The organism is Acidimicrobiia bacterium (assembly GCA_035651955.1).
In the GTDB taxonomy this organism is placed as follows: domain Bacteria; phylum Actinomycetota; class Acidimicrobiia; order IMCC26256; family JAMXLJ01; genus JAMXLJ01.
Window position 1 is genome coordinate 206,642 of the sequence record DASRES010000015.1, and the last position, 23,063, is coordinate 229,704.

At 71.8% G+C, this 23,063-nt stretch carries 19 protein-coding genes and 1 tRNA gene; 12 read left to right on the forward strand and 8 right to left on the reverse strand.

The annotated features are described in order from the left end of the window. Nucleotides 1-39: 39 nt before the first annotated feature. Nucleotides 40-1,524 (reverse strand): acetyl-CoA acetyltransferase, encoded by a 1,485-nt coding sequence (locus tag VFC33_04660; protein HZR12523.1) that lies wholly within the window; start codon nt 1,522-1,524, stop codon nt 40-42. Between the two features lie 89 nt (nt 1,525-1,613). On the opposite strand from VFC33_04660, the gene VFC33_04665 reads away from it, so the two are divergent. Together VFC33_04665 and VFC33_04670 are read left to right on the forward strand one after the other, a co-directional pair. Then, nucleotides 1,614-2,810, forward strand: coding sequence for a cytochrome P450 (locus tag VFC33_04665; GenBank protein HZR12524.1), 1,197 nt, complete (start codon nt 1,614-1,616; stop codon nt 2,808-2,810). Nucleotides 2,811-2,919: 109 nt separating this feature from the next. After that, a complete protein-coding gene (locus VFC33_04670) occupies nt 2,920-4,281 on the forward strand; it encodes an ABC transporter substrate-binding protein (protein ID HZR12525.1) in 1,362 nt (453 codons plus the stop codon). Between the two features lie 8 nt (nt 4,282-4,289). Here the strand turns inward: VFC33_04670 and VFC33_04675 are convergent, their stop codons facing one another. Both VFC33_04675 and VFC33_04680 read right to left on the reverse strand, forming a co-directional pair. Next, a complete protein-coding gene (locus tag VFC33_04675) occupies nt 4,290-5,468 on the reverse strand; it encodes a DUF1214 domain-containing protein (GenBank protein ID HZR12526.1) in 1,179 nt (392 codons plus the stop codon). 25 nt (nt 5,469-5,493) lie between these two features. Further along, on the reverse strand, nt 5,494-6,732 hold the full coding sequence (locus tag VFC33_04680; protein ID HZR12527.1) for a sulfotransferase: 1,239 nt from the start codon (nt 6,730-6,732) through the stop codon (nt 5,494-5,496). A gap of 28 nt (nt 6,733-6,760) precedes the next feature. On the opposite strand from VFC33_04680, the gene VFC33_04685 reads away from it, so the two are divergent. Further along, nucleotides 6,761-8,266, forward strand: coding sequence for a class I adenylate-forming enzyme family protein (locus VFC33_04685; GenBank protein HZR12528.1), 1,506 nt, complete (start codon nt 6,761-6,763; stop codon nt 8,264-8,266). Nucleotides 8,267-8,323: 57 nt separating this feature from the next. Here VFC33_04685 and VFC33_04690 read toward each other — a convergent pair whose 3' ends face one another. Next, on the reverse strand, nt 8,324-9,580 hold the full coding sequence (locus VFC33_04690; protein ID HZR12529.1) for a hypothetical protein: 1,257 nt from the start codon (nt 9,578-9,580) through the stop codon (nt 8,324-8,326). 142 nt (nt 9,581-9,722) lie between these two features. On the opposite strand from VFC33_04690, the gene VFC33_04695 reads away from it, so the two are divergent. The 3 genes from VFC33_04695 to VFC33_04705 are packed head-to-tail and all read left to right on the forward strand — an operon-like array spanning nt 9,723 to nt 12,678. Continuing rightward, nucleotides 9,723-10,799 carry an ABC transporter substrate-binding protein gene (locus tag VFC33_04695; protein HZR12530.1) on the forward strand — a complete coding sequence of 359 codons (1,077 nt, stop codon included), beginning with the start codon at nt 9,723-9,725 and terminating at the stop codon, nt 10,797-10,799. 56 nt (nt 10,800-10,855) lie between these two features. Further along, on the forward strand, nt 10,856-12,037 hold the full coding sequence (locus tag VFC33_04700; GenBank protein HZR12531.1) for an amidohydrolase family protein: 1,182 nt from the start codon (nt 10,856-10,858) through the stop codon (nt 12,035-12,037). An 8-nt stretch (nt 12,038-12,045) separates the two neighbouring features. Next, on the forward strand, nt 12,046-12,678 hold the full coding sequence (locus VFC33_04705) for a TetR family transcriptional regulator (protein HZR12532.1): 633 nt from the start codon (nt 12,046-12,048) through the stop codon (nt 12,676-12,678). 58 nt (nt 12,679-12,736) lie between these two features. On the opposite strand, the gene VFC33_04710 is transcribed toward VFC33_04705, so the two are convergent. Next, nucleotides 12,737-14,014, reverse strand: a complete 1,278-nt coding sequence (locus tag VFC33_04710; protein ID HZR12533.1) for an amidohydrolase family protein — start codon at nt 14,012-14,014, stop codon at nt 12,737-12,739. 149 nt (nt 14,015-14,163) lie between these two features. On the opposite strand from VFC33_04710, the gene VFC33_04715 reads away from it, so the two are divergent. Next, on the forward strand, nt 14,164-15,714 hold the full coding sequence (locus tag VFC33_04715; GenBank protein HZR12534.1) for a PQQ-binding-like beta-propeller repeat protein: 1,551 nt from the start codon (nt 14,164-14,166) through the stop codon (nt 15,712-15,714). An 11-nt stretch (nt 15,715-15,725) separates the two neighbouring features. Here the strand turns inward: VFC33_04715 and VFC33_04720 are convergent, their stop codons facing one another. After that, nucleotides 15,726-16,583, reverse strand: coding sequence for a TIGR03619 family F420-dependent LLM class oxidoreductase (locus VFC33_04720; protein HZR12535.1), 858 nt, complete (start codon nt 16,581-16,583; stop codon nt 15,726-15,728). 50 nt (nt 16,584-16,633) lie between these two features. Between VFC33_04720 and VFC33_04725 the strand changes: the two genes are divergently transcribed. Next, nucleotides 16,634-17,854 carry a cytochrome P450 gene (locus VFC33_04725; GenBank protein ID HZR12536.1) on the forward strand — a complete coding sequence of 407 codons (1,221 nt, stop codon included), beginning with the start codon at nt 16,634-16,636 and terminating at the stop codon, nt 17,852-17,854. Between the two features lie 6 nt (nt 17,855-17,860). Here VFC33_04725 and VFC33_04730 read toward each other — a convergent pair whose 3' ends face one another. After that, a complete protein-coding gene (locus tag VFC33_04730) occupies nt 17,861-18,538 on the reverse strand; it encodes a helix-turn-helix domain-containing protein (GenBank protein ID HZR12537.1) in 678 nt (225 codons plus the stop codon). A 43-nt stretch (nt 18,539-18,581) separates the two neighbouring features. Here VFC33_04730 and VFC33_04735 point away from each other — a divergent pair. Further along, nucleotides 18,582-18,653 (forward strand) — tRNA-Cys (locus VFC33_04735). Nucleotides 18,654-18,666: 13 nt separating this feature from the next. Here the strand turns inward: VFC33_04735 and VFC33_04740 are convergent. Continuing rightward, nucleotides 18,667-19,551, reverse strand: coding sequence for a phytanoyl-CoA dioxygenase family protein (locus VFC33_04740; GenBank protein ID HZR12538.1), 885 nt, complete (start codon nt 19,549-19,551; stop codon nt 18,667-18,669). A gap of 35 nt (nt 19,552-19,586) precedes the next feature. Between VFC33_04740 and VFC33_04745 the strand changes: the two genes are divergently transcribed. The 3 genes from VFC33_04745 (at nt 19,587) to VFC33_04755 (ending at nt 22,947) form a co-directional block, all read left to right on the forward strand. Further along, nucleotides 19,587-20,771, forward strand: a complete 1,185-nt coding sequence (locus tag VFC33_04745) for a zinc-binding dehydrogenase (GenBank protein HZR12539.1) — start codon at nt 19,587-19,589, stop codon at nt 20,769-20,771. A 117-nt stretch (nt 20,772-20,888) separates the two neighbouring features. Then, the gene (locus VFC33_04750) at nt 20,889-22,631 is read left to right on the forward strand and encodes a SpoIIE family protein phosphatase (protein HZR12540.1); all 1,743 of its coding nucleotides are present in this window, start codon (nt 20,889-20,891) and stop codon (nt 22,629-22,631) included. Next, complete coding sequence (locus tag VFC33_04755) at nt 22,606-22,947, forward strand: STAS domain-containing protein (protein ID HZR12541.1); 342 nt, start codon at nt 22,606-22,608, stop codon at nt 22,945-22,947. The genes VFC33_04750 and VFC33_04755 overlap by 26 nt, the downstream gene beginning before the upstream one ends. Nucleotides 22,948-23,063: the final 116 nt, after the last annotated feature.

The following is a 23,063-nucleotide window of genomic DNA, read 5'->3' on the forward strand; positions in this document are numbered from 1 at the left end:
GGTTCGGCGCGCCTCGACCGCGCTGAACCACAAAAGTGCCTACTCGATCGTCGCGGTGCCGTCGGGGCGCAGCGTCGCGGTGCGGCCAACGGTCTCCTCGCGCTCCATCGCGCCCAGCGCCGCCGGGTCCTTGACGGTGCCCCACGCGCGCCGGCCGTCGGGCAGCATGCACGCGAGGATCCCGTCGGTCGGCTCGCCGCCCCGGTCGTGCATGACGGTCGACGCCTGCACGGTGGCAACCCCGTCGGGTTCACCCTCCACCCCGCAGCGCGGTGCTGCCTCCACGGCGTCCTGCGCCGACACGCTGCGGAAGCCGTCCGGTGCGGGGTCCGACGACAGCAGGCAGAGCGCGAGCTTGGTCACGTACCCGCCGTTCGCGCACACCAGGCCGAGCGCGCCGGCATCGCCGCGGAGGACGTTCGTCATCGTCGCGACCGCGTGCATCGGGTAGTTGTTCCACGGACCGCCTGCGAACCGCATCCCGCCCGTCACGGTGAGGTCGCGGCCGAGGTCGACACCGAGCTCGGCCGCCTGCAGCTCGACGGCCGACGGGAAGCACGAGTACAGGTCGACGTGCGCGACGTCGTCGGGGCCGACACCGGTCAGCTTCCACAGCGCGTCACCGACCGCGCGCACCAGCGGCGACGTCGCGAGGTCGGGACGCTCCGAGACGTTCGGCGCGCGCGCCTCGCTCGCCGCGCGCGGGAACACCCACCGGTCACGCGCGATCCCGAGCGCGTCTGCTCGCTCGGCCGAGCACATCAGCAGTGCAGCGGCCTGGTCCACCTGCTCGTTGGAGCACAGCAGCTTCGTGTACGGGAAGCCGACCATGCGATTCGCACGTGACGGCGTGGCGATCTGCTCGGCGGTGTAGGCGGTGTGGTCCCACGCGTCGGGGTTGCGGACGGCGACCGCGTTGAAGCGCGCCCACAGCTCGCCGAGGAAGCGTGAGTGCTCGGCGAGCCCGCGCCCCGCGGCCGCGCGCAACGCGGACTCGAAGAGCGGATAGACCTGCACGGGCGTCGTGATGCCGCGCGCGACCTCGGCCGGGTGCCACATGTCGAGCGGCGCGCCGACCATCCGGTCCGGGGCGACGCCCTCGGGTTGCTCGGTCCACGGCAGCGGCTCCCCGGCGCGCCGGTACGCCGTGCGTGTGCGCCACGCCTCGGCGCCGGTCAGGAGCGCGACGTCGAGCGCGCCCGCCGCGATGTCGTCGGCGGTCCGAGCGAGCAACGTCCCGACGATCTGACCGCCGCCCTCCGTGTAGACGGTCTCCACGTGATCGCGCGCAGCACCGAGCTGCGCGGCGACCAGCGCGGCCGGGTCGCGGTAGTGCCACGACAGGAGGTTCACGACGCGGACGCTGTCGAGCGCGTCGAGGATCGCCGGTTTCCCACAGTCGAGCGCCGCGGCGCGTCCCGCGTCGGCCATCAGGTCGACGGGCTCGCGCGCGTCGTGGGCGTCCTCGTGTTGCGAGAGCTGGGCGACACCGACGATCACGGGCGTGCGCGCGTCGATCGGCATGCGTTCCTCCGGGTCGGGGCGGGTCGTCGGCCAACAGGACTACCAGGAGCGTGGTTGACCGGGCACGATCGTCGGAGTAGAGCACGCCCGTGACCGAGACCTTCGACCCGTACGCGCCGTCGTCGGATGCACGCTACGAGGCGATGCGCGCGGCACGAGCTCGCGACGGTGGTGTGGTGGCGACGCCGGCGGGGTGGTACGTCGCGACCGCGGCCGGCGTGCTCGAGGGTCTGCGTGACGTCGAGCGGTTCGTGGGCTCGTTCATGGACACGAGCGCGCTCCCACCCGACGAGGTGATGATCTCCGCCGTGCCGGAGCCTCGGCACGGTCGCATCCGGCGGGTCATCAACACCGTCGTCGCCGCGCACCGCACCGCCCAGGCCGAGCCGTTCATCCGGGCCGAGGCCGAGCGGCTCGTCGACACCGCGCTACGCGTGCACGACGAGCACGGCACGGTGGACCTGGTCGAGCACGTCGTCGATCCGCTCCCGTCGACCGTGATCGCGCAAATGCTCGGCGTGCCGCTCGCCGATCAGGCGACGTTCCGCCGCTGGTCCGACGAGCTGCTCGACGCGCAGAACTCTGGTGCCACCGGCACGCTGTCGTCCTCGCACCCGGAGTTCGCGGCCTACATCCAGGCGCTGATCGACGCGCGCCGGGCCGATCCCGATCCGCCCGACGACGTCGTCACGCGGTTCCTCCGCACCGATGTCGACGGCGAGTACCTGTCCGACGACGCGATCCGCACGCAGACGATGTTCCTCATCGTCGCAGGCAACGAGACGACGCGGAACCTGATCGGGAACTGCCTCCACACGCTCGCGTGCGATCCGGGTCTGTACGCGCGGATCCGGGCCGACCTCGCGCTCGTCCCGGTCGTCGTCGAGGAGTCGCTGCGGCACGACTCGCCCGTGCAGGTTCTCGCGCGTGCGGTGCTCGCCGACACGTCGATCGCGGGTTGCCCGCTGCACGCCGGTGAGCGCGTCGTGTTCGGGCTCGCGTCGGCGAACCGCGACGAGCGCGTCCACGACGACCCGGACGCGTTCCGCGTCGATCGGCCGCGACCGCGTGACCACGTCGCGTTCGGCGCGGGGCCGCACGTGTGCCCCGGTGCGACGCTCGCCCGGACGGAGGCCGTCGCGGTGCTCGACGCGCTGTGCGCGCGTGTCGGCGCGCTGCACCTGGCGGAGGGGTTCACGCCGGCACCGAACCCGGTGTTCTGGGCCCTCGGCCACCGCTCGCTCCCGGTGTCGCTGAGAGCCGCGGGCCGCGGCCGAGATGTTTGACCTGTGTTATACGATCCCGAAGTCGCGCGGGCTTGCGCGTGGGCCGCGTGGGCTTGGAGGACGAACGTCGGCCGCGGAGCGCGACACGACGACCCCGGGGGAGTGTCCGATGCCGAGACTCGGTCGTAGTGCTGTCGTGGTCGTGAGCGTGCTGGCGCTGCTCGCGCTGGGCGCGTGCAGCCGTTCGTCGAGCAAGAGCTCGAGCTCGAACACGTCGACGAGCGCAGGCGGCGGCTCGTCGGCGGCAGCCGGTGACTTCGGCTCGCTGAAGGGTGTGTGCGGACCCGGCAACGCGAAGGGTTCGACCGCCCAGGGCGTGAGCGACTCGACCATCCGCGTCGGCACGATGGCCGACCCGGGCGCGCAGGCGCAGCCCGGTCTCGACCAGGAGCTGTTCGACACCGCGGACGCGTTCGTCGGGTGGTGCAACGCGGCGGGTGGGATCGACGGGCGCAAGCTGCAGCTCGACAAGTGGGACTCGAAGCTGACGGAGGTGGCGGCGCGCATGATCCAGGCGTGCCAGAGCGACTTCATGCTCGTCGGCAACGGCGAGGCGCTCGACGCCACCGGCGTCGACCAGCGCACGAAGTGCAAGCTCGCCGAGATGCCCGCCTACGTCGTCTCCGCGCAGGCGGGCACCGCACCGATGTCGCTGCAGGCGATCCCGACCTCCAACCACCAGAGCGACCTCGGCGGCGCGTACCGCGCGCTCAAGGCGTTCGACGCCGCGGTGACGCAGCACTACGGGTTGATCAGCAGCCAGTTCCAGTCGATCAAGGACTCGGGGGACCGCGCCCGGCAGGCCGCGAAGCAGCTCGGCTACACCGAGACCTACTACGACGAGGCGCCGCTGCTCGTCGACAACTGGCGGCCGTACGCCCAGAACGTGCAGACCAAGGGCGTGCAGGTGCTCAGCATGGAAGGCGCGCCCGGCACGCTCGCCAACCTCGCGAAGGCGCTGTCCGATCTCGGGACGCACCCGAAGTACTTCATCGGCAGCGCGAACTACTACGACCAGACGCTCATCCAGAACGCGGGAAGCGCGCTCACCGGTGACTGGGTGTACGTCAACGACTACATCGTGCCGTTCGAGATGGCGAGCCAGAACCCGCCGACCAAGCAGTACATCGACATCCTCGCCCAGTACGCGAACGGCGCCAAGCCGAAGAGCCTCGGTGTGAACGCCATGTCGGCGTGGCTGCTGTGGGCGAAGGGCGTCAAGGAGTGTGGCTCGAACCTCACGAGCGACTGCGTCCTGAGCAAGGCGAGCGCGGTGACGGACTGGGACGGCGGCGGGCTCACCGCGCCGATCAAGCCGGGCAACGCGAACAGCCCGACCGAGGGGTGCTTCGTGCTGTTGAAGGCGTCGCCGACCGGCTTCACGATCGACAGTCAGATCACCAAGCCGAACACCGGGATCTTCAACTGCGGGAGCGACAACCAGATCAACCTGACCGGGTTCCCGAAGTAGCGCTCGAGCTATGTCCGACAGCGCCGGGCCACGTGCATCGCGCGGGCCCGGCGCTGTCGCGCGCGCATGTCGGCGTCGACGACGGGGGTGTCCGGCGGGAGGTGGTCGCGCAGCTCCGTCAGCGCGACGACCTTCGTCGTGACCGACGGCGTCGCGGGTGCGCGCCACCATCGCATCGTCGCCATCACCTCGTCCCGCCCCTCGGTGTCGAGCCAGTTCGGGACCCCGGGGTCGTCGGCGCACGCCACGACACGGATCCGCCCGTCGCCGTCGTGGCGCGCCTGCCGGTGGTTCAGGCTCGTGACACGGTTGGGGAAGTCGAGCGACTCGTACCACCCGCGTGAGTAGAGCTGGACGTCCCAGAGGTCGGCGTCACGCGGATCCACGGTCGCGACGAGCGCGTGCCCGGCGGGCAGCGCGACGAACGCGTGGCTGTACCGGATGTCCTGGACGCCCTCCGCGACGAACGCCGGCGTCCCGAACGCGTTCGTCGTCTGCTCGGCGCGGATGCCGGCCTGGTACTCGTTCCAGTAGACGATCGACCCCTCGACCTGGCGGAGCGCCTCCTCCAGCATCGCGGCGACGGCGGCCGGTGTCGGCGCGACCTTCGGCTCACCCTGCGTGTCGAGCCGCTCGATCGCGAACGTCGCGGGCTCCTCCGGACGCCAGTCGAAGTAGTAGTCGCGCACGTGGACGAGGTTGGCGTCGGCATCGATCGCGACCCAGTTCCCCGGGTGCTCGTGCGCACTCAGCACGATCTCGAACGCGTCGCCCGGCCCCAGGCCGAGGCGCGACGCCGACGTCTCGGCGCAGATGCGCGCGTCGCCGGTGTGCATCTCGCCCGCCTTCACCTGGAGGACGAACTCCTCGCACGCGCCCATGCGGCCCGAGACGCGGTACGTCCCGTCGCCGCTGATGACGGCGCGACGCGCGTTCTGGTCGACGTTCGGCCCGCCCCACCGGTAGACGAGGTCGTTGTGACGGAACAGGAGCGGATGGCGCGCGTCGGTGTGGCCGACGGCGTACGTCAGCCAGCACGCGACCTGGTTCGCGAGGTGGCGGAACCCTTCCGCGCGATCGCGCGGTGACGACGGGAAGTCGTCGCCGAGGATGCGGTCGCCGAGCGCGCCCAGCCGGTCGCAGAGCTCGCGCCATGCCGCGCCCGTCATGACGTCGTCGCCGTTCATCGAACCTCCCAGCGGTGCCGCGCGGTCAGAAGTCGTCCGGGACGCCGAACCGCTCCTGGTAGCGACGGAAGCGTGCTCGCGTCTCGTCGTAGCGGAGGCCCAGGTCGTCGAACGAGTAGCGGTGACCGCCGTGACGACCCTGCGGCTTCGCGGCGGCATGGTGCGCCATCGCGTCACGCGCGTCGCCGGTGAGCGGGACGTCGATGCGCGCATAGAGCTCGTCCATCGCGCGCATCGGGTCGGCGACGAACGACCAGTACTCGACGTCGTGGACGCGCGCGTCGGGATGCGCGTCGCGCCACGTGACGAGGGCGTCGAGGAGGCGCGCGTGACGGTCGGCCTGCTCGCGCGCGATCTCCGGGAGCTCGACGCCGTCCGAGTGCGCCCAGTAGAGCGTCGCCTCGAGGCTCGTCACCGAGCCGAGCATCGTCAAGGGATCGCGGTGCGTCACGACGAGCTCGGCGTCCGGGTACGTCGCGAACAGCGTATCGAGCGCGGCGAGATGGGACGGCGCCTTCAGCACCCAGCGTCGCGACGGCATGCGCCGTTGGAGCACCTGCAGGACGAGGCGGTGCCACGCATACGCGCTCGTCATGTCCGCGCGGTCGAGCCACGCCTGGTACGAGGGCAGGCGGAAGTTGCCGGGAAGGTCGTCCGAACGCAGCGAGACGTTCTGCGCGCCGATGCACTCGCGCGGTGCCGTCGCGGACATCTCGTGCATCGCGTCGAAGTGCGGCGCGAGCCACGCGCTCATCCGCACGTCGACGTCGGCGAGACGGATCCGTGCGTCGGTGGCATGCGTCGCGGGCTCGGGCGGCGGGGTGGGGCACCAGAGCTCCCACGCCAGCGGCGCACGGTGCCGCCCGTCCTGCGCGAGCAGCTGGTGCAGGATCGACGTGCCCGAGCGCGGGCTCCCCGTCACGACGAGCGGCGCGGCGATCTCCTCGTCCACGACGCCGGGATCGCGCCGCACGTGCTCGCGCAGCCGGAGACGGTTCGCGAGGTGGTGCACGATCGTCTCGCGGAACCGCGCGCGTCCGACGACGTGGAACCGGGCCTCGTCGTTCGCGGACGCGAGGAGCACGTCGAGGGCCTCGACGAACGCGTCGTCGCCGAAGTCGCCCAGCCCGGTGCGCACGCGCGCCTCGTCGAGGAGGACGTCGCGCGTCAGTGGCGCGTCTGCGACGGCCGCGACGAACGGCGCACCGCGCCCGTCGATGATGTCCTGCACCCACGTCGGTCGCGGGCCCGGGTCCCATGGCACCGGCGGGAGCGTACTCTGACGGTCCGTCATGTCCGTCCTGGCCGACGTCTCGCGCGAAGCCGCTCGCCGGTTCCCGTCGCGCGTCGCGCTCGTCCACGAGGCGCGCGCGCTGACCTACGCGCAGCTCGACGCGCTCGCGGACGAGACCGCCGCGGGGCTCGCGCGCCGGGGCCTGCGGGGCGGCGACGTCGTCGCGCTCGCGCTGCCCGCGAGCGCGGAGTACGTCGTCGCGTACGTCGCGCTCGCGCGCCTCGGCGCGGTCGTCAGCGGGATCAGCCCGCGCTCGCCGGCGCCCGAGCGGGCCACGCTGCTCGCACAGCTCGCGCCCGACGTCGCAGTGGCCACGGACGACCTCACGGACGGCATACCCGGCGGCGTCGACGTCGTGCGGGTCAGCGTGTCGGACGACGTCGCGGGCATCCTGCGCGACGTTCGCCTCGACGGCGCGGAGCCGCCCGGGTCGCCGAACGATCCGGATGCCTCCGAGACCGTGGTGTTCACCTCCGGGACGACCGGCATCCCGAAGGGCGCGGTGTTCGACGGGCGACGGATCGCCGCGATCACCGCGATGGACACGGGCGGCGCGTGGGGCGCGGGCCGGCCGCAGCTCGTCGCAACGGGGTTGTCGCACGTCGGGTTCATGACGAAGCTCGCGGGTCATCTGCAGGCCGGCTCGACGATGCACGTGCTGACGCGCTGGCGGGCGGCCGACGCGCTGCGTGTCATCGCGCGTGAGCGCATGCCGTACATCGGCGGCGTCGCGGCGCAGGTGTCGCTCCTGCTGAGCGTCCCCGACTTCGACCGCTACGACCTGCGCGCGGTGCAGGGCCTGATCATCGGCGCGGGCCCGTCACCCGCGGCCCTCGTCCGCGAGGCGCGTGCCCGGTTCCACGCGCCGTACTCGATCCGGTACTCGTCGACGGAGTCCGGTGGGCTCGGCACCATGACCGCGTTCGACGCGCCGGACCACGAGGTGCTCGAGACGGTCGGCCGCCCCCGGCCCGGCACGGAGCTCGAGATCCGCGACCGCGAGACCGGCGCGGTCCTCGGCACGGGCGAGGTCGGTCAGATCTGCCTGCGCTCGCCCGCGGTGATGACGGGCTACTGGCGCAACCCCGACGCGACCGCCGCTGCGCTCGATGCCGACGGCTGGCTCCGCACCGGTGACCTCGGGTGCATCCGCGAGGACGGCTGCCTGCGGATCACCGGGCGCGTCGCGGACATGTACATCCGCGGTGGGTACAACGTGTACCCGCAGGAGGTCGAGGCGGTGCTCCTCGAGCACCCCGCGGTCGCGAACGTCGTGGTCGTCGCGCGTCCGAGCGACGTGATGGGCGAGATCGGCGTCGCGGTGGTCGTGCCGCGCGCGGATGCACCCGAGCCGTCGCTCGACGACCTGCGCGCGTTCGCCGCGCCGCGCCTCGCCGCGTACAAGCTGCCCGAGGCGCTGCGCGTCGTCGACGCGCTGCCGCTCACCGGGATGGACAAGGTCGACCGCCGCGCGCTCGCCGCGCGGGAGCGCGAGCGCGAATAGCGTCCATGCGTCGCTCGTCGTCGTGGTACGACGTTCAGCGACGCACGAACGTCGCGGTCAGCTCGCGCGGACGGGGTCGCTGACGTCGAAGCTCCATGTCGCGACCATGCCGATGCGACCGAGCGCGACGGCGTCGGGCTCCGCGGCCGGAGCGCCGCCGAGCACGACGTCGACGCTCGCGGTGTCGCCCGAGACCTCGACGCCGTCGACGCGCGCGCCGCGGTCGACGCCGCGGACCATCGCCTCCACGCCACGCGCGTCGCCGCGCGCGAGCACGCCGCACCAACCGGGGTGTGACTCGTCGAGCAGCCCGGCGTGCGTCGCGGTGAGCTCGACGTGCACCCGGTCGCCGTCGACCTCGACGCGCCGGTCGAACCCGGGGGGCACCGCCGGGGTGAGCGCGAGGACCCGCGCGAGGCCGTCGGCGTCGGTCGACGTGCCCAGCGCCTTCACCAGGCGCTCGCTCAGGATCCAGGACGCTCCGACCCAGGCCTGCTCGACGATGTCGCGCGCGATGTCCTCGCCGAGATGTCCCCGCAAGGCGAGGTCGGTCGACGCGACGAGCAGGTGCGACTGGACCTGGAACTCGCGCGCGGCGGCCACGAGCGCGGCCGACGACAGGTCGGCGAGGTGGAACGACGGGTCGAGCGGCCCGCGGTAGTCGGCCATCCCGCCGACGTCGCCGGCCCGGGCGGGCGGGATCTCGTTGGGCACGGACGCCAGCGGGAGCGCGCGCACCCGGTCGGTGAGCTCGATCGGCCCGACCGGCTCGTTGTCGGGGTCGATGGTCAGCGTCCAGTGGCAGTGGGGATGGCGGTCGGCCGGCACGCGCGGCGGACGGTGGATCGGCCGGATGCGCGCACGCGGGTTCGTCGCGAGCGCGGTCGCGTCGAAGGTCGGGTCCTCGATCGTGTGGCACATGCCGAACACGCGCTCTTCGCCGTGTGGCTCGGCGTCGAGGAGCGCGCCGCAGTGCGCGAGCCAGAACTCCGCGTGCTGCTCGTCGGACACCTCGTACACGACGTCCATGTACTGGTGCACGAACCCGACGTCGAGCTGCAGCGCCTTGATGATCGCGCTGACGTCGTCGCCCTCGATGCCCATGAGCGTGCGCATGCGCGCGGTGTACACGGGGCTCGCGCCCATCCACTCGTCGATCGCGACCTGGTTCATCAGGTCGAGGTCGCCGCCGTGCAGCACGACCTGGGGCAGCAGCGCGCGCGTCACGATCATGCCGGAGAGCATGTGCTCGAACGCGACCGGCACGAGCTCCTCGCGGGAGAGCTCTTCCAGCGCAGGCGCGGGCGCAACCATGCTGACCTCCTCGACATCCCGCGGGAACGCATAACGTATACAACTGCGGACGGAGACGAAGCCGAGGCCTGGGCGGAGCTCGGGAGGCCGGAGCGGAGTCGACCCGGCAAGTTCGACCTGGGGGGCCGGCATGACGATGGACATGGAGCCGATCAGGATCGGCTGGCTCGGATCGGCGCTCGGCGGCCCGGGGGAGTGGGCCGACAAGATCCACCGGATGGCCTTCGACGAGGCGATCGAGTCCGGCGTCCTCAACCGGCCGGTCGAGTTCGTGATCCATCCCGAGAACGGCCTGCCGCAGGGGTCGGCCAAGAACGCGATCGACGGGTTCCTGTGGCTCGTCGAGGAGGGCTGCATCGGCGTCGCGGGCGCGTACAGCTCCGACAACGGGATGACCGTCGGCCCGGTCGCGAACGAGCTCGAGATCCCGCTCGTCAGCTGGTGCGGGACCGAGCGCTTCCACGGTGACTACTGCTTCCGGCTCGGCAACGGTGACTGCGGCGGCGACGCCGCGCTCATGGTCGGCTGGCTCAAGCGCCACGGCTACACGCGCATCGCGGTGATCAACGAGGTGTCACCCAACGGCGAGGAGTACTTCCGCTTCTTCCGGCAGGAGTGCCGCCGCCACGGCCTGACGATCTGCGCGCTCGAGACCGTCAGCCAGACACCCGACGACCTCGCCGCGAACCTCGCGAACCTGCAACGCTCCGAGCCCGACGCGCTCGCGTACATGGGCTACGGGATGCTCGCCGCGCAAGGGCTGATGCGCGAGGCGCTCGAGAAGTGCGACTGGGACCCGCCGCGCATCATGACGACGGCGTTCATGTTCTACCTGATGGGCTTCGACAAGTTCGAGGGCTGGGTCGGCATCGACCAGTACTGCCCGGAGAACCCCGGCGTCGAGCCGTTCGTGCAGCGCTACCGCGCGCGCTACGGCGAGGACGTCGCGCTCTGGCCGAACGCGATCCCGCTGCTCGCCTACGACACCGCGCGCGTCCTGTGCGAAGGGCTGCACCGCGCGCCCGTGCTCAGCGGCCCGGGACTGAAGGCGGGCCTCGAGAACCTCCGGTTCGTCCCCTCGACGACGGGCGGGCCGCGCACGCACATCGCGGGCGCACCGCACGACCACAACCTGTTCAAGGGCGACTGGCTCACGTACGGCCGGGTCGAGAACGGGAAGCTCCGGTTCGAGGGGCTGTTCGAGCCGCTGGACGACTGACCGCGACGCCCTCGCGTCCTTGCGCTGAACTGGAATCCGGTTCTAGTCTGGCGGGCATGGTGAGCTTCCCGGTCTTCGACGCCGACAACCACTACTACGAGGCGCTCGACGCCTTCACCCGCCATCTCGACCCGTCGATGCGCAAGCGCACGATGCAGTGGGCCGAGATCGACGGGAAGACGCGCCTGCTCGTCGGCGGGCAGGTCAACCGCTTCATCCCGAACCCGACCTTCGAGCGCGTGTCGAAGCCGGGCGCGCTCGTCGACTACTTCCGCGCGAAGGCCGGTGTCGGCGACATGCGCAAGGCGTTCGGTGAGCTCGACCCGATCGAGGAGCGTCCCGAGTACCGCGACCGTGCCGCGCGCCTGAGGCTGATGGACGAGCAGGGACTCGAGGCGACGATCATGCTGCCGACGCTCGGCGTCGGCATGGAGACCGCGCTCGAGCACGATCCCGAGGCGTTGTGCGCCGCGTTCCGCGCGTTCAACCGCTGGCTCCAGGACGACTGGGGCTTCAACTTCGAGGGTCGCATCTACGGCGCGCCCTACATCACGCTCGTCGACGTCGACTGGGCGCTCGAGGAGCTGGAGTACGCGATCGCGCACGACGCCGGGGTCGTGCTCGTGCGCCCGGGTTCCGTCGCCGGTCCCGATCGTCGCCGCACGCCGGGCGATCCCGCACACGACGGGTTCTGGCAGCGCCTGAACGATGCCGGGGTCACGCTCGTCATCCACGGCGGCGACTCGGGCTACCAGGCGTACGAGCGGCTGTGGGGGCTGAGCGGCGAGGTCGAGTCGTTCCGGGTCCCGCCGCTCAAGCGGCTCCTGTCGGCCAGCCCGATCGAGGACATGATGGCGTCGCTCATGGCCGACCGGCTGTTCGAGCGGTTCCCGAACCTGCGGGTCGCGACGATCGAGACGGGCTCGGGCTGGGTGAAGCCGTTGCTGAAGAAGCTGCGGACGATCTCCATCCAGGTCCCCGGCCACTTCGAGCAGGACCCGTACGAGCTGTTCCTCCGCCACGTGTGGGTGTCGCCGTTCTTCGAGGACAACGTGATGGCGCTCGTCGACCTGCTCGGCGCGGAGCGCGTGCTGTTCGGCTCCGACTATCCGCACGCGGAGGGGCTGCCGGAGCCGACGAGCTTCGCGAAGGAGATCGACAGCCTGCCCGAGGCGGACGTGCGCAAGATCATGCACGACAACGCGCGCGCGCTCGTCACCCCGCAGCCGCTGCGTTGACGGGCGCGATGGCGCGCGCGACCACCGACGTCGACGCCCGTGCCGAGAACCGGGCGCCCGATCCCGACACGCTCCCCGCGCACCTGCGCGACCGCCGCGACCGCATCGTGCGCGCCGCGCTCGACCTGCTCGAGCACGGCGAGTACGACACCGTGCAGATGCGCGAGGTAGCGGAGCACGCGGACGTCGCGCTCGGCACGCTGTACCGCTACTTCACGTCGAAGGAGCACCTGTACGCGGCCGCGTTGCTCGAATGGGCGAGCGGGTTCCGGTCACGCCGCGGCGGTGACGGCGCCGCGCAGCCCGACGCGCAACGGCTGCGCGCGCTGCTGCACCGGGCGGTGCGGGCGTTCGAGCGCCGCCCGCAGCTGCTGCGAGCGGAGATGGTGCTGCAGAGCTCGAACGACCCGAACGCGCGGGCGCTGTTCCAGCAGTTCGCCGATCGTCACCTCGCCGCGATGACCGACGCGCTGCCGGGTCTCCCGCCCGAGCAGGCCGCCGCCGTCGTGGAGACGACGAACAGCGTGATGGACGCGCGCCTGCGGTCGTGGGCGCTCGGCCGCTGCTCGATCCGCGACGTCCTCGCCGCCGTCGACCGCACCGTCGACCTGATCTTCTCTCCGGCACCCGGCCCCCGCTGAGCCGTTCTGTGAAGCGTCAACCACACAGTGTGTGTCTGACGCTTCACGGAACGCCCTGTTACGCGGTGGCGCGGGACGCGAGGCTGCCGATCTCGGTGCTGCTGCGGGTGGTGCGGCCCTTGTCGAACGAGCGGATCGACACGTCGTGACCCGCGGCCTCGGCGCGCAGCGCGCCGACCGTCGCCTGGTTGCGCGTGCGGTGCGCGAACGGGTCGAACGAGTACCACCGCGCGGCGTTCTGCCACGTGATCTTCTCGAGGTCGGCGTCGGGGACGCCGGCCGCGGCGGCGAGGAGGTCCTCGCCCGGGTTCGGCCACGACGAGTCGGAGTGCGGGTAGTCGCACTCCCACGCGATGTTGTCGATGCCGATCTTGTCGCGCAGCTGCAGGCCGACCGGGTCGTCGATGAAGCACGTCAGGAAGTGCTCGCGGAAGACGTCGCTCGGCAGCCGGTCACCGAAGTCCTGACCCGTCCACGCGCGGTGCATGTCGTAGGTGCGGTCGAGACGGTCGAGGAAGTACGGGATCCAGCCCGTCCCGCCCTCCGACAGCGCGATGCGGATCGCGGGGAACTCCTTGAGCACGCGGGACCACAGCAGGTCGGCCGCGGCCTGGCAGATGTTCATGGGCTGCAACGTGATCATCACGTCGACGGGGGCGTCCTCCGCGGTGACCGCGAGCTTCCCGGACGAGCCCAGGTGGATCGACACGACCGTCCCCTCGTCGCACACCGCGCGCCACAGCGGGTCCCAGTACGGATCGTGGAAGCTCGGGTAGCCGAGCGTCGCCGGGTTCTCCGTGAACGTGAGCGAGTGGCAGCCCTTCGCGGCCACGCGCCGCACCTCCTGTGCGGCGAGGTCCGGGTCCCACAGGACGGGGAGCGCCATGGGCACGAACCGGCCCGGGTAGGTCCCGCACCACTCGTCGATGTGCCAGTCGTTGTACGCCTGCACGACCGCGAGCGCGAGCTCCTTGTCGTCGGCGGCGGCGAACAGCCGGCCGCTGAACCCCGGGAACGACGGGAAGCACATCGACGCCAGCACACCCGCCGCGTTCATGTCCTTGACGCGCTCGTGCACGTCGAAGCAGCCGGGTCGCATCTCGTCGAACGCCGTCGGCTCGACGCCGTACTCGTCCTTCGGGCGCCCGGCGACGGCGTTCAGCCCGATGTTCGGGATCGTCACGCCGTTGAACACCCACACGTCGGCGCCGTCGTCGCTCCGTTGCACGCGCGGCGCGTCGTCGGCGTAGCGATGCGGGAGGCGCCCGTCGAACAGGTGCGGTGGCTCGACGAGATGGTCGTCGACGCTCACGAGGACGAGGTCGTTCACGTTCACGCGCGTGCTCCTTGTCATCTGCGTGACCAGGATACGAACGAACCGGGAGGTGCGGGACATGGCGGGGCGCCGCGCGGACGCGTTGCGGGCGGCGTGTCGCCCGTCGATCGTGTGACGCCGTCACAGGAGTTGTATACGATCCCGCCCCCGTGAGGGGGATCCGCGGTGCAGTCGCGTTCGTGGCCGTCGCGCTCGTCGCGACGGCGTGCAGCTCGAGTGGCTCCTCGACGAGGAAGGACGTACCGACGACGAAGGCTGCGCGCGCGCCGGGCGCGGACGCGATCCCGCCCGAGGTCCGCGATCACGCGGCCGACTGGCCGCTCCCGGGTCACGACTACGCGAACTCACGCCACGCGACGGATTCGCCAATCGACGTCGGGACGATCGCGCGTCTCGCGTCCGCGTGGACCGCGACGCTCTCGGCCGGCGCGTCGACCGCGCCGCTCGTCGTCGGCGACACGGTCTACGTCGAGGACGGCAGTGGCAGCGTGTCCGCGCTCGACCGCGCGACGGGTGCGCCGCGGTGGCACTACGCGAGCCACGACTACAACATCGGCCCGTACGGCGTGGCGGTCGCGAACGGCACGCTGTTCGCGACGACACCGAAGGGCATCGTCGCGCTCGACGCGACCACCGGCGCGAAGCGATGGACGCGCGACCTGAACCGGACGAGGACCGAGGGGGTCGACATCGACCCGACGGTGTTCGACGGCATGGTGCTCGTCTCGACCGTGCCCATCAGCATCCAGGGTCAGTTCGCGGCCGGCGACCGCGGCACGATCCACGCGCTCGACGCGCGGACGGGCGCCGACGTGTGGTCGTTCGACACCGTCGAGTCCAAGGACCTGTGGGGCCATCCCGACGTCAACTCCGGCGGTGGCGCGTGGTACGCGCCCGCGGTCGACACCGCGAGGGGCGTCGTCTACTTCGGGACGGGGAACCCGGCGCCGTTCCCGGGCACGAAGGCCTTCCCGAACGGCTCGAGCCGCCCCGGCGCGGACCTCTACAGCGACTCGATCCTCGCGCTCGGAACCTCCGACGGCGCGCTGCACTGGTACTTCCAGCCCTACCCGCACGACCTCTTCGACCGCGACTTCGTGCACACGATGCTCGTCGACGTGAAGCGCGGTGCCACGACACAGACGGTCGTCGTGGGAACCGGCAAGGGCGGCGAGGTCCTGGGCTTCGACCGCGACACCGGGAAGCTGCTGTGGCGCACGAAGGTCGGTGAGCACGACAACGACCAGCTCACCTCGTTGACCGGTCCGACCGCGATCCTCCCGGGGACGTACGGCGGCGTGGAGACCCCTCCCGCGTCCGCGGACGGCGTCGTGTACGTCGCCACGCTGAACGCGCCGACGACGTTGTCACCGGACAAGCCGTCCTACATCGGCTCGGAGTTCGGCACGAAGGACGGCGAGATGGTCGCCGTCGACGCCGCGACGGGTCGTGTGCTGTGGGACTCGAAGGTCCCGGGCGACCCGTTCGGCGCGGCGACGGTCGTGAACGGGCTCGTGCTCACGACGACGTACAACGGCATGGTCGTCGCGTACGACCGCCACAGCGGGAGGATCGTCTGGCAGTACCAGCTGCCCGGCAAGGTCAACGGCTGGATGACGATCGCCGGTGACCTGCTGCTCGTGCCCGTCGGCATCGCGAACCCGCCGCAGCTCGTCGCGCTGCGACTGCCGGCAGGATGACGCGCGCGGGATCAGCGCCCCAGCAGCTGGACGAGCAGCTCCATCGAGCGCAGCCAGTCGTCGACGTTCTCGCGCCAGGGCGCGCTGACGACGTGCTGCACGCCGGCCGCCGCGTAGTCGTCGCGCTCGCGGCGGATGCGGTCGTGGTCCATGCCCTGCGGATCCCATCCGGTGCGCAGCGAGAACGTGAACGACGGATCGGGCCGGTCCCGGCGGACGCGCTCGACCACGGGGCCGACCTGCTCGGGCGACAGGCCGATCGCGTGGAAGCCGTCGCCGAGCTCCACGGCGCGCCGGTACGCGCGCTCCACCCCGCCGCCGACCCAGATCGGGATGTCGTGGGCGGGCTTCGGGAGCACGCGGATGTCGCGCACGTCGTACCACCGGCCGTGGAACGTGACCGGGTCGTCGTGCCAGCACGCGCGCAGCAGGCGGATGATCTCGTCCGTGCGTGGGCCGCGGTCGTGGAACGACTGGCCGAGCGCGTCGAACTCGGCCTGGGACCAGCCCACCCCTGCGGCGACGAGCACGCGGCCGCGGCTCAGCGCGTCGAGGCTCGCGAGCGTGTTCGCGAGCGCGAGCGGATGGTGCTGCGGGAGCACGAGCACGCTCGTCCCGAGACCGACGCGCGCCGTGACGGCCGCGGCCCACGTCAACGCGACCAACGGGTCGTACAGGTACGCCGACGGGTACGTCTGCGCAGCCGGATGGACGACGTGGTCGCTCACCCACACGTCGTCGAAGCCGAGGTCCTCGGCCGCGCGTGCGACGCGCTCGACCGCGCCCGGGCCGGCCGCCCGTCCGTACTGCGGGAGATGGATGCCGAGCCGCTGCGACCCAGGGTCGACCGCGTGAGGAGAACGTGCCATGCGGGGCATCATGGTCGACGCGACGACGTCCAGGACGTGAGGAGACAGTCGTGACGAGCACGGTCGACGTGTACTACGACCCCTACGACGCGGCGATCGACGCCGATCCGCACCCGGTGTGGAAGCGTCTCCGCGACGAGGCGCCCGTCTACTACAACGAGCGTCACGACTTCTGGGCGGTGAGCCGTTACGACGACGTGCTGAACGCGCTGCTCGACTGGGAGACGTTCAGCTCCGCGCGCGGCATCGTCGTCGAGATGATCGACACGAACCCGGACGCGGTCCTGCTCGACGACATCCCCGGCATGTTGCCGATGATGATCATGATGGACCCGCCGCGTCACGACCGCTTGCGCAAGCTCGTCAGCCGCGCGTTCACACCTCGTCGCGTCGCCGCGCTCGAGGCACGGATGCGCGAGATGTGCGCGGAGTTCCTCGACCCGCACGTCGGTGGTGAGCCCTTCGACATCATGGAGGAGTGCGCGGCCAAGGTGCCCGGCATGGTCATCGGGGCGATCATGGGCGTGCCCGAGCCGGACCAGAACGAGCTGCGCATCTGGATCGACGCGATGATGCGCTGGGACCCCGACGGCACCGACACGTTCAAGGCCGAGTCGGTCGGGAAGCTGTGGAAGTACATGCAGGACCTGGTCGCCGAACGGCGCGACCACCCGCGCGACGACATGATCTCGGATCTGCACGCGGCGCGGATCGCGGACGCGGACGGCGGCGGCGACACGCAGCTCACGTTCGACGAGGTGTTCGGCTTCACGCAGCTGCTCATCGCGGCCGGCAACGAGACGACCGCACGACTGCTCGGGTGGACGGCCGTGCTGCTCGCGCGCCATCCCGACCAGCGCCGCATCCTGCTCGACGACCCGAGCGTCGTGCCGAACGCGGTCGAGGAGCTGCTCCGCTACGAGTCGCCGTCGCCGATCCAGGGACGCTACGTGACGCGCGACGTCGAGGTCGCGGGTACGACGATCCCGGCGGGGTCGCGACTCGCGATCCTCAACGCGTCGGGGAACCGCGACGAGCGCCACTTCGACGACCCCGACCGCTTCGACGTGCGCCGCCAGATCGACCGCCACCTCGCCTTCGGCTACGGCGTGCACTTCTGCCTGGGCGCCGCGCTCGCTCGTCTCGAGGGGCGCGTCGTGCTCGAGGAGATGCTCGCCCGCTTCCCGGACTGGCAGGTCGACGAGTCGTCGATCGAGCTCGTGCACACGTCCACGGTGCGCGGCCCGCACACGTTGCAGTTCGCGCCCTGACGCCGGCTATCGCGTCGATGGTGCCCGGTCGCCGCGGTCGAGCGACGCGAGGACGAACCGCGCGACGTGGTCGATCTGCGCGCGGGTCGGGCGGAGCCGCTGCCAGAGGAAGTCCGACAGCATCCCGATCGTGGCGTGCGACGCGAGCGCGGCGTCGGCGTCGGGATCGGAGCTGCCCAGTTGTGCGAACGGCTCGCGCAGGAGCGTCGCGAGCGCCGCCGCGGGAGACGGGTGGCGCGCGACGCCGTTCCACATCACGGCGCGCGTCGTCGTCGCGACGTCGTCGTCAGCGGCTTGCGAGAGCACGCCCTCGACCCAGCGCCGCACCTTCGCCTCGGCGGTGCGCTCCTTGGCCATCTGGTGCTCGAGGTAGCCGCGCAGCCGCGCGGAGCCGTCCTCGAGGAGCGCGGCGACCAGTGCCTCCTTCGACGCGAAGTGCCGGTAGAAGGCGTCGTTGGACAGGCCCGCCGCGGCGACGATGTCCGCGACGCGCGGGCTCGAGCCCGTCCCGCCCTCGCGCATGACGTCGAGCGCGGCGTCGAGCAGCCGCCGCACCTCCGTCGCGTACTGCGCCTCGCGCTTCTTCAGGGTCTGCTGCGCGATCTGCGCGGCGACGTCGTCGGCGTCCATGCCGCCTGCGTCCAGGTCGCCGGCCGGGAGGTTCCGAAGCGCCTTCTGGCTCATCAGAACGCCATTCTGGCAGGCGTGCGGTAGTGTCGACCGCTCCGGCGGCGTAGCCGAGTGGCCCAGGCAAGGGTCTGCAAAACCCTGGACGTGGGTTCAATTCCCACCGCCGCCTCGAACGACGCGGGTCAGCCCGGTCGCCCGGCGGTCTCGCGCGAGCGGTAGGGCGTCATGTCGATCCCGGGGTAGCGCGCCTCGACGTCGGCGAGCGTCTGCTCGTTCCAGTACGCGTCGCCCGGACGCGGGAAGCCGAAGAGATCGCGCTCCCGGACGCTGCACTGCGGGATGAGCTTTGCCCACCGTTGGGGCGCCTGCTTCGGCCACGCCATCTTCCCGCCCCACGTCGTCCCGCGCGCCTGGTAGTCGGCGAGCAACGAGAAGCGTGATCGGCCCGGCCGCGTGAAGTTCGAGCCCCGGTGCAGCACGTCGCTGCGGTACACGAGCAGGCTCCCCGCGGGCCCGACCATCGGTACCTCGACGTCCGCCATCGCTCCGGGCTGCAGGTACAGCGGCGTGAACGGCACGTGTCGACCGTGCTCCTCGGGGACGATCCGTGTCGGCGCGTCGTCTTCGGTCACGTCCGACAGGTACACGAACGTCGTCATCTGCTGGTAGCGGCCGTCGCGCCGGGGGACCACCAGCGAATGGCTGCCGTAGTCGCGGTGCAACGGCTGGTCGTAGTCGACGGCGCCCGCGTACTTCGCCCAGAGCTCGACCTTGTACAGGTGCAGGTCGCTCGTCCCCAGCAGGCGCTCGGCGGCGTCGACGAGGTCGGGATGGAAGGCGAGCCGGTTGAGGTCCCACGACCGGTACGGGAACTCCTCGACACCGGCGAACTGGCTCGCCGCGTACGAGGCGTGGCGCTCCGGGGCCGCGTAGTACTCGTCCGGCGTCGGGAAGTGCAGCCACAGCGCGTCACGCGCGGCACGCAGCTCGTCCGGCGCGAGGAACCCCTCGACGAGCGCGAAGCCCCGCTCGCGCACGTCGTCGAGAGCCGCATCCGGCACGCGCACGCCGGCACTGTACGTGGAGACCTACGCTCCCGCCCGTGCGTGCCGTTCAGTTCGACATGGCCGATCCCGCGTTTCCGGCGTCGTTGGTCGACGTGCCCGAGCCCGAGCTCCCGGGCCCGTCGTGGGCGCGCGTCGAGGTCACGGTGGGCGGGATCTGCGGCAGCGACCTCCATCTCTTCACGCACAACACGGGGCCGTCCCCGACGTTGATGGGGATGGCCGGCGTCTTCCCGTTCCTGCTCGGTCACGAGATCGCCGGTCGTGTCGTCGAGGCCGGTCCCGGGTGTGCGCACGCGATCGGCACGCGCGTCGCCGTCGACCCGTGCCTGCCGTGCGCGCCGCGCGGCATCGACCCGCCGTGCGCGAACTGCGCCCGGGGTTGGACGTCGGCCTGTCTCTCGCTCGACAGCCGGGTGCTGACGGGCGGTCGCTCGCTCGGCTACACCGCGGGCCTCGGTGGTGGGTGGGCCGACCAGGTGCTCGCCCACACCACGATGCTGCACGCCGTCCCCGACCGCGTCCCGGATCGCGGCGCGAGCCTGCACGAACCGGTCTCGATCGCGTGCCACGGCATCCTGCACGCGCCGCCGCGCGACGGCGACCCGGTGCTCGTCGTCGGTGCGGGCATCATCGGCCTCGCGACGCTCGCTGCGCTGCGCGGGCTGTTCCCCGGTTGCCCCGTCACCGTCCTCGCGCGCCACGAGCACCAGGCGGCGGCAGCGCGCGCGTGCGGCGCCACGCACGTCGTCACGAGCGAGCCCGGGAGCGCGCACTTCGAGGAGCTCGCGCGCATCAGCGGCGCGCGCGTCGTGGGGCGCAAGGCGGATCTCATGCTGATGGGCGGGTTCCCCTACGTCGTCGAGGCGGTCGGCGCACCGACCTCGGTGACGGAGTCGCTCCGGGCGGTCGCGCACCGGGGGACCGTCCTCCTGCTCGGCGCGGCCGGCGTCAGCGAGGTCGACCTCACCCCGGTCTGGTACAAGGAGGCGGCGCTGGTCGGTTCGATCGACCACACCGTCGACGCCGGCAGCGCGCCCGGCCTCGCCGGAGGTGCGGACCGCCACTCGGTGGATCGGGCGCTCGACGTGCTGGCCGCGGGCCTGCTCCCCGACGACGTCGTCGTCACGCACGAATTCGGGCTCGAGCAGTACCGCGACGCCGTCGAGACGGCCATCGACCGGGGTGGGGCGCACGCGATCAAGGTCGTGTTCCGGCCCTGACGGGCGCCCACCGGGCGAGGGACGTGTCGGCGGCGTCCGGGCAGGGAAAGGTCCTCGGGGACGCCCGACTGCCGGTCTCGGGTGCGCGCGCGGATTGCCGGCGAGGGGGACACGACGATGTCGCGGTGGCGATCGGCAGCCCTGGCGGTCGCGTCGGGCGCGATCGGCGCCGCGATCACTGCCGCGCTCGGCCGCGCCGCCGTCGGCCGCCGGGCCCCGCCGGTCGACGACGCCGGCAACGGCGTGCCCGAGGAGATCACCGTCGCGGCAGCCCTGCTCCACGCCCGGACGCCACGCGATGTCGGTGACACCGTCGTGCGGCAGACGGCCCGCCTGTTCGGCGCGTCGGTCGTGCGCTTCGCCGTGCGCGGCGAACGCGACAGCTTCGAGTACGTCGGGGACTCGCTCCCCGAGCACGTCCACGGCGACCACGCCGTCTTCTCGCTGCACGGCGAGGATCCCGCCGCGCACGTGCTGCAGTCCCAGGTGGCCTCGTACTGGCCGCGCTTCGACGAGTTCGCGCGCCGGCACGGACGCGCCGCGCGCGTGCTCGCGCCGGTGCCGGTCGCCTCCCTCGCGATGATCCCGATCGTCGGCGAGCGCCACGCGATCGGGGTGTGGGTCATCGGGTTCGCGGATCCGCAGACGTTCGGGCGCCGCCAGCGCGCGCACTTCGAGCACGTCGCCGCGGAGATCTCGGTCGCGCTCGAGCGCGCGCTCCTGTTCGAGTTCGAGCAGTCGGTCGCCGCCGCACTCCAGACGAGCCTCCTCGGGCCGCCGGCCCTCGTCGAGGGTGCCGGTCACACCGCTCGCTACCTCCCCGCGGAGTCGGCGCTGTCGGTCGGTGGTGACTGGCACGACACGATCCCCCTCGCCGAGCGACGCATCGGCGTGGCGGTCGGTGACGCCGTCGGCCGCGGCCTCGAAGCCGCGACCGTCATGGGACAGCTGCGGAGCGCGCTCGGCGCGTGCGCGCTGCGCTCGGACACGCCGGCCGCCGCCATCGACTGCCTCGACGAGTTCGCCGCGAACATCCCGGCCGCGACGTCGACGACCGTGGCGTACGCGGTCGTCGACCTCGAGCACGACTGGGTCGACTACTGCTGCGCCGGTCATCCGCCGCCGCTGTGCGTCATGCCGGACGGCTCGTCGCAGCTGTTGGAGGCCAGCCGGTTCTGGCCGCTCGGCTGCCGCACCGACGTGCGCCGAGAGTCGGCGAGGCACCCGTTCCCGCCCGGTGCGCTCCTCGTCCTCTACAGCGACGGTCTCGTCGAGCGTCGCCGCCGGTCGCTCGACGAGGGGTTCGACCGGCTCGTCCACGCAGTGGGCGACCGCGCGCGACTGCCGATCGACTTCATCGCCGACGGTGTGCTCCGCGAGCTGCTCGCCGACAGCGACGGCGTGGACGACGTCGTCCTCCTCGTGCTGCGGTCACCGGTGTCCTCGCCGACGATGCTGCTCCGCAAGCTGCACGCGACCCCGGGCGAGCTCGCGACCATGCGGGCCGAGCTCCACCAGTGGCTCGACATGGTCGGGCTTCCGAAGGAGCACGCGCTGCAGCTCGTGATGGCGGTCGGCGAGGCGTGCATGAACGTCGTGCAGCACGCGTACACGAACGAGCTCCACCAGCTCGTCCGTCTCGAGGGTGCCGTCGTCGGCGACGAGGTCCTCGTCAGCGTGACCGACACGGGGACGTGGAAGGAGCACAGCACGCGGTCCGTCGGCGGTCGCGGGATGGACCTGATGCGCAAGCTCGTGCCGTCCGTCCAGGTCAACCGGCACCCGGTCGGCACGACGGTCGTCTTCCGCTACCCGCGCGAACCGGAGCACCTGGATGAGCTTGCCGCTGCACGAGCTTGAGCTCGACGTGCGCGACGGCGCGCTCGTCGCCACCGTCGTGGGTGAGATCGACCTGACGAACGTCGCCGCGATCGAGGGGCGGATCATGGAGGCCGCACGGCGCGAAGGCGTGCGGGTCGTCGTCCTCGACATCTCGCGCGTCGAGTACCTCGACAGCGCGGCGTTCGCCGCGGTGCAGCGCATCACCGCGGTGGTCCCCGTCCGGCTCGCCGTTGCACGGACCGCGACGGTGTACCGCGCGGTGATTGTCGCGGGCCTCGACCGGATGGCGCCGACGTTCGACACGGTCGCCGCCGCGCTGCGCTCCGACGGCTGATCAGGTCGCGAAGGTGTCGACCGCCTCGGGGAGTCGTGGTGCCGAGTGGTCGATCCGGACGGGCGCCCCGGGGCCGTCGCCGACCGGACCGGGCGGGCGCGGTCCCGTCCGCTCGA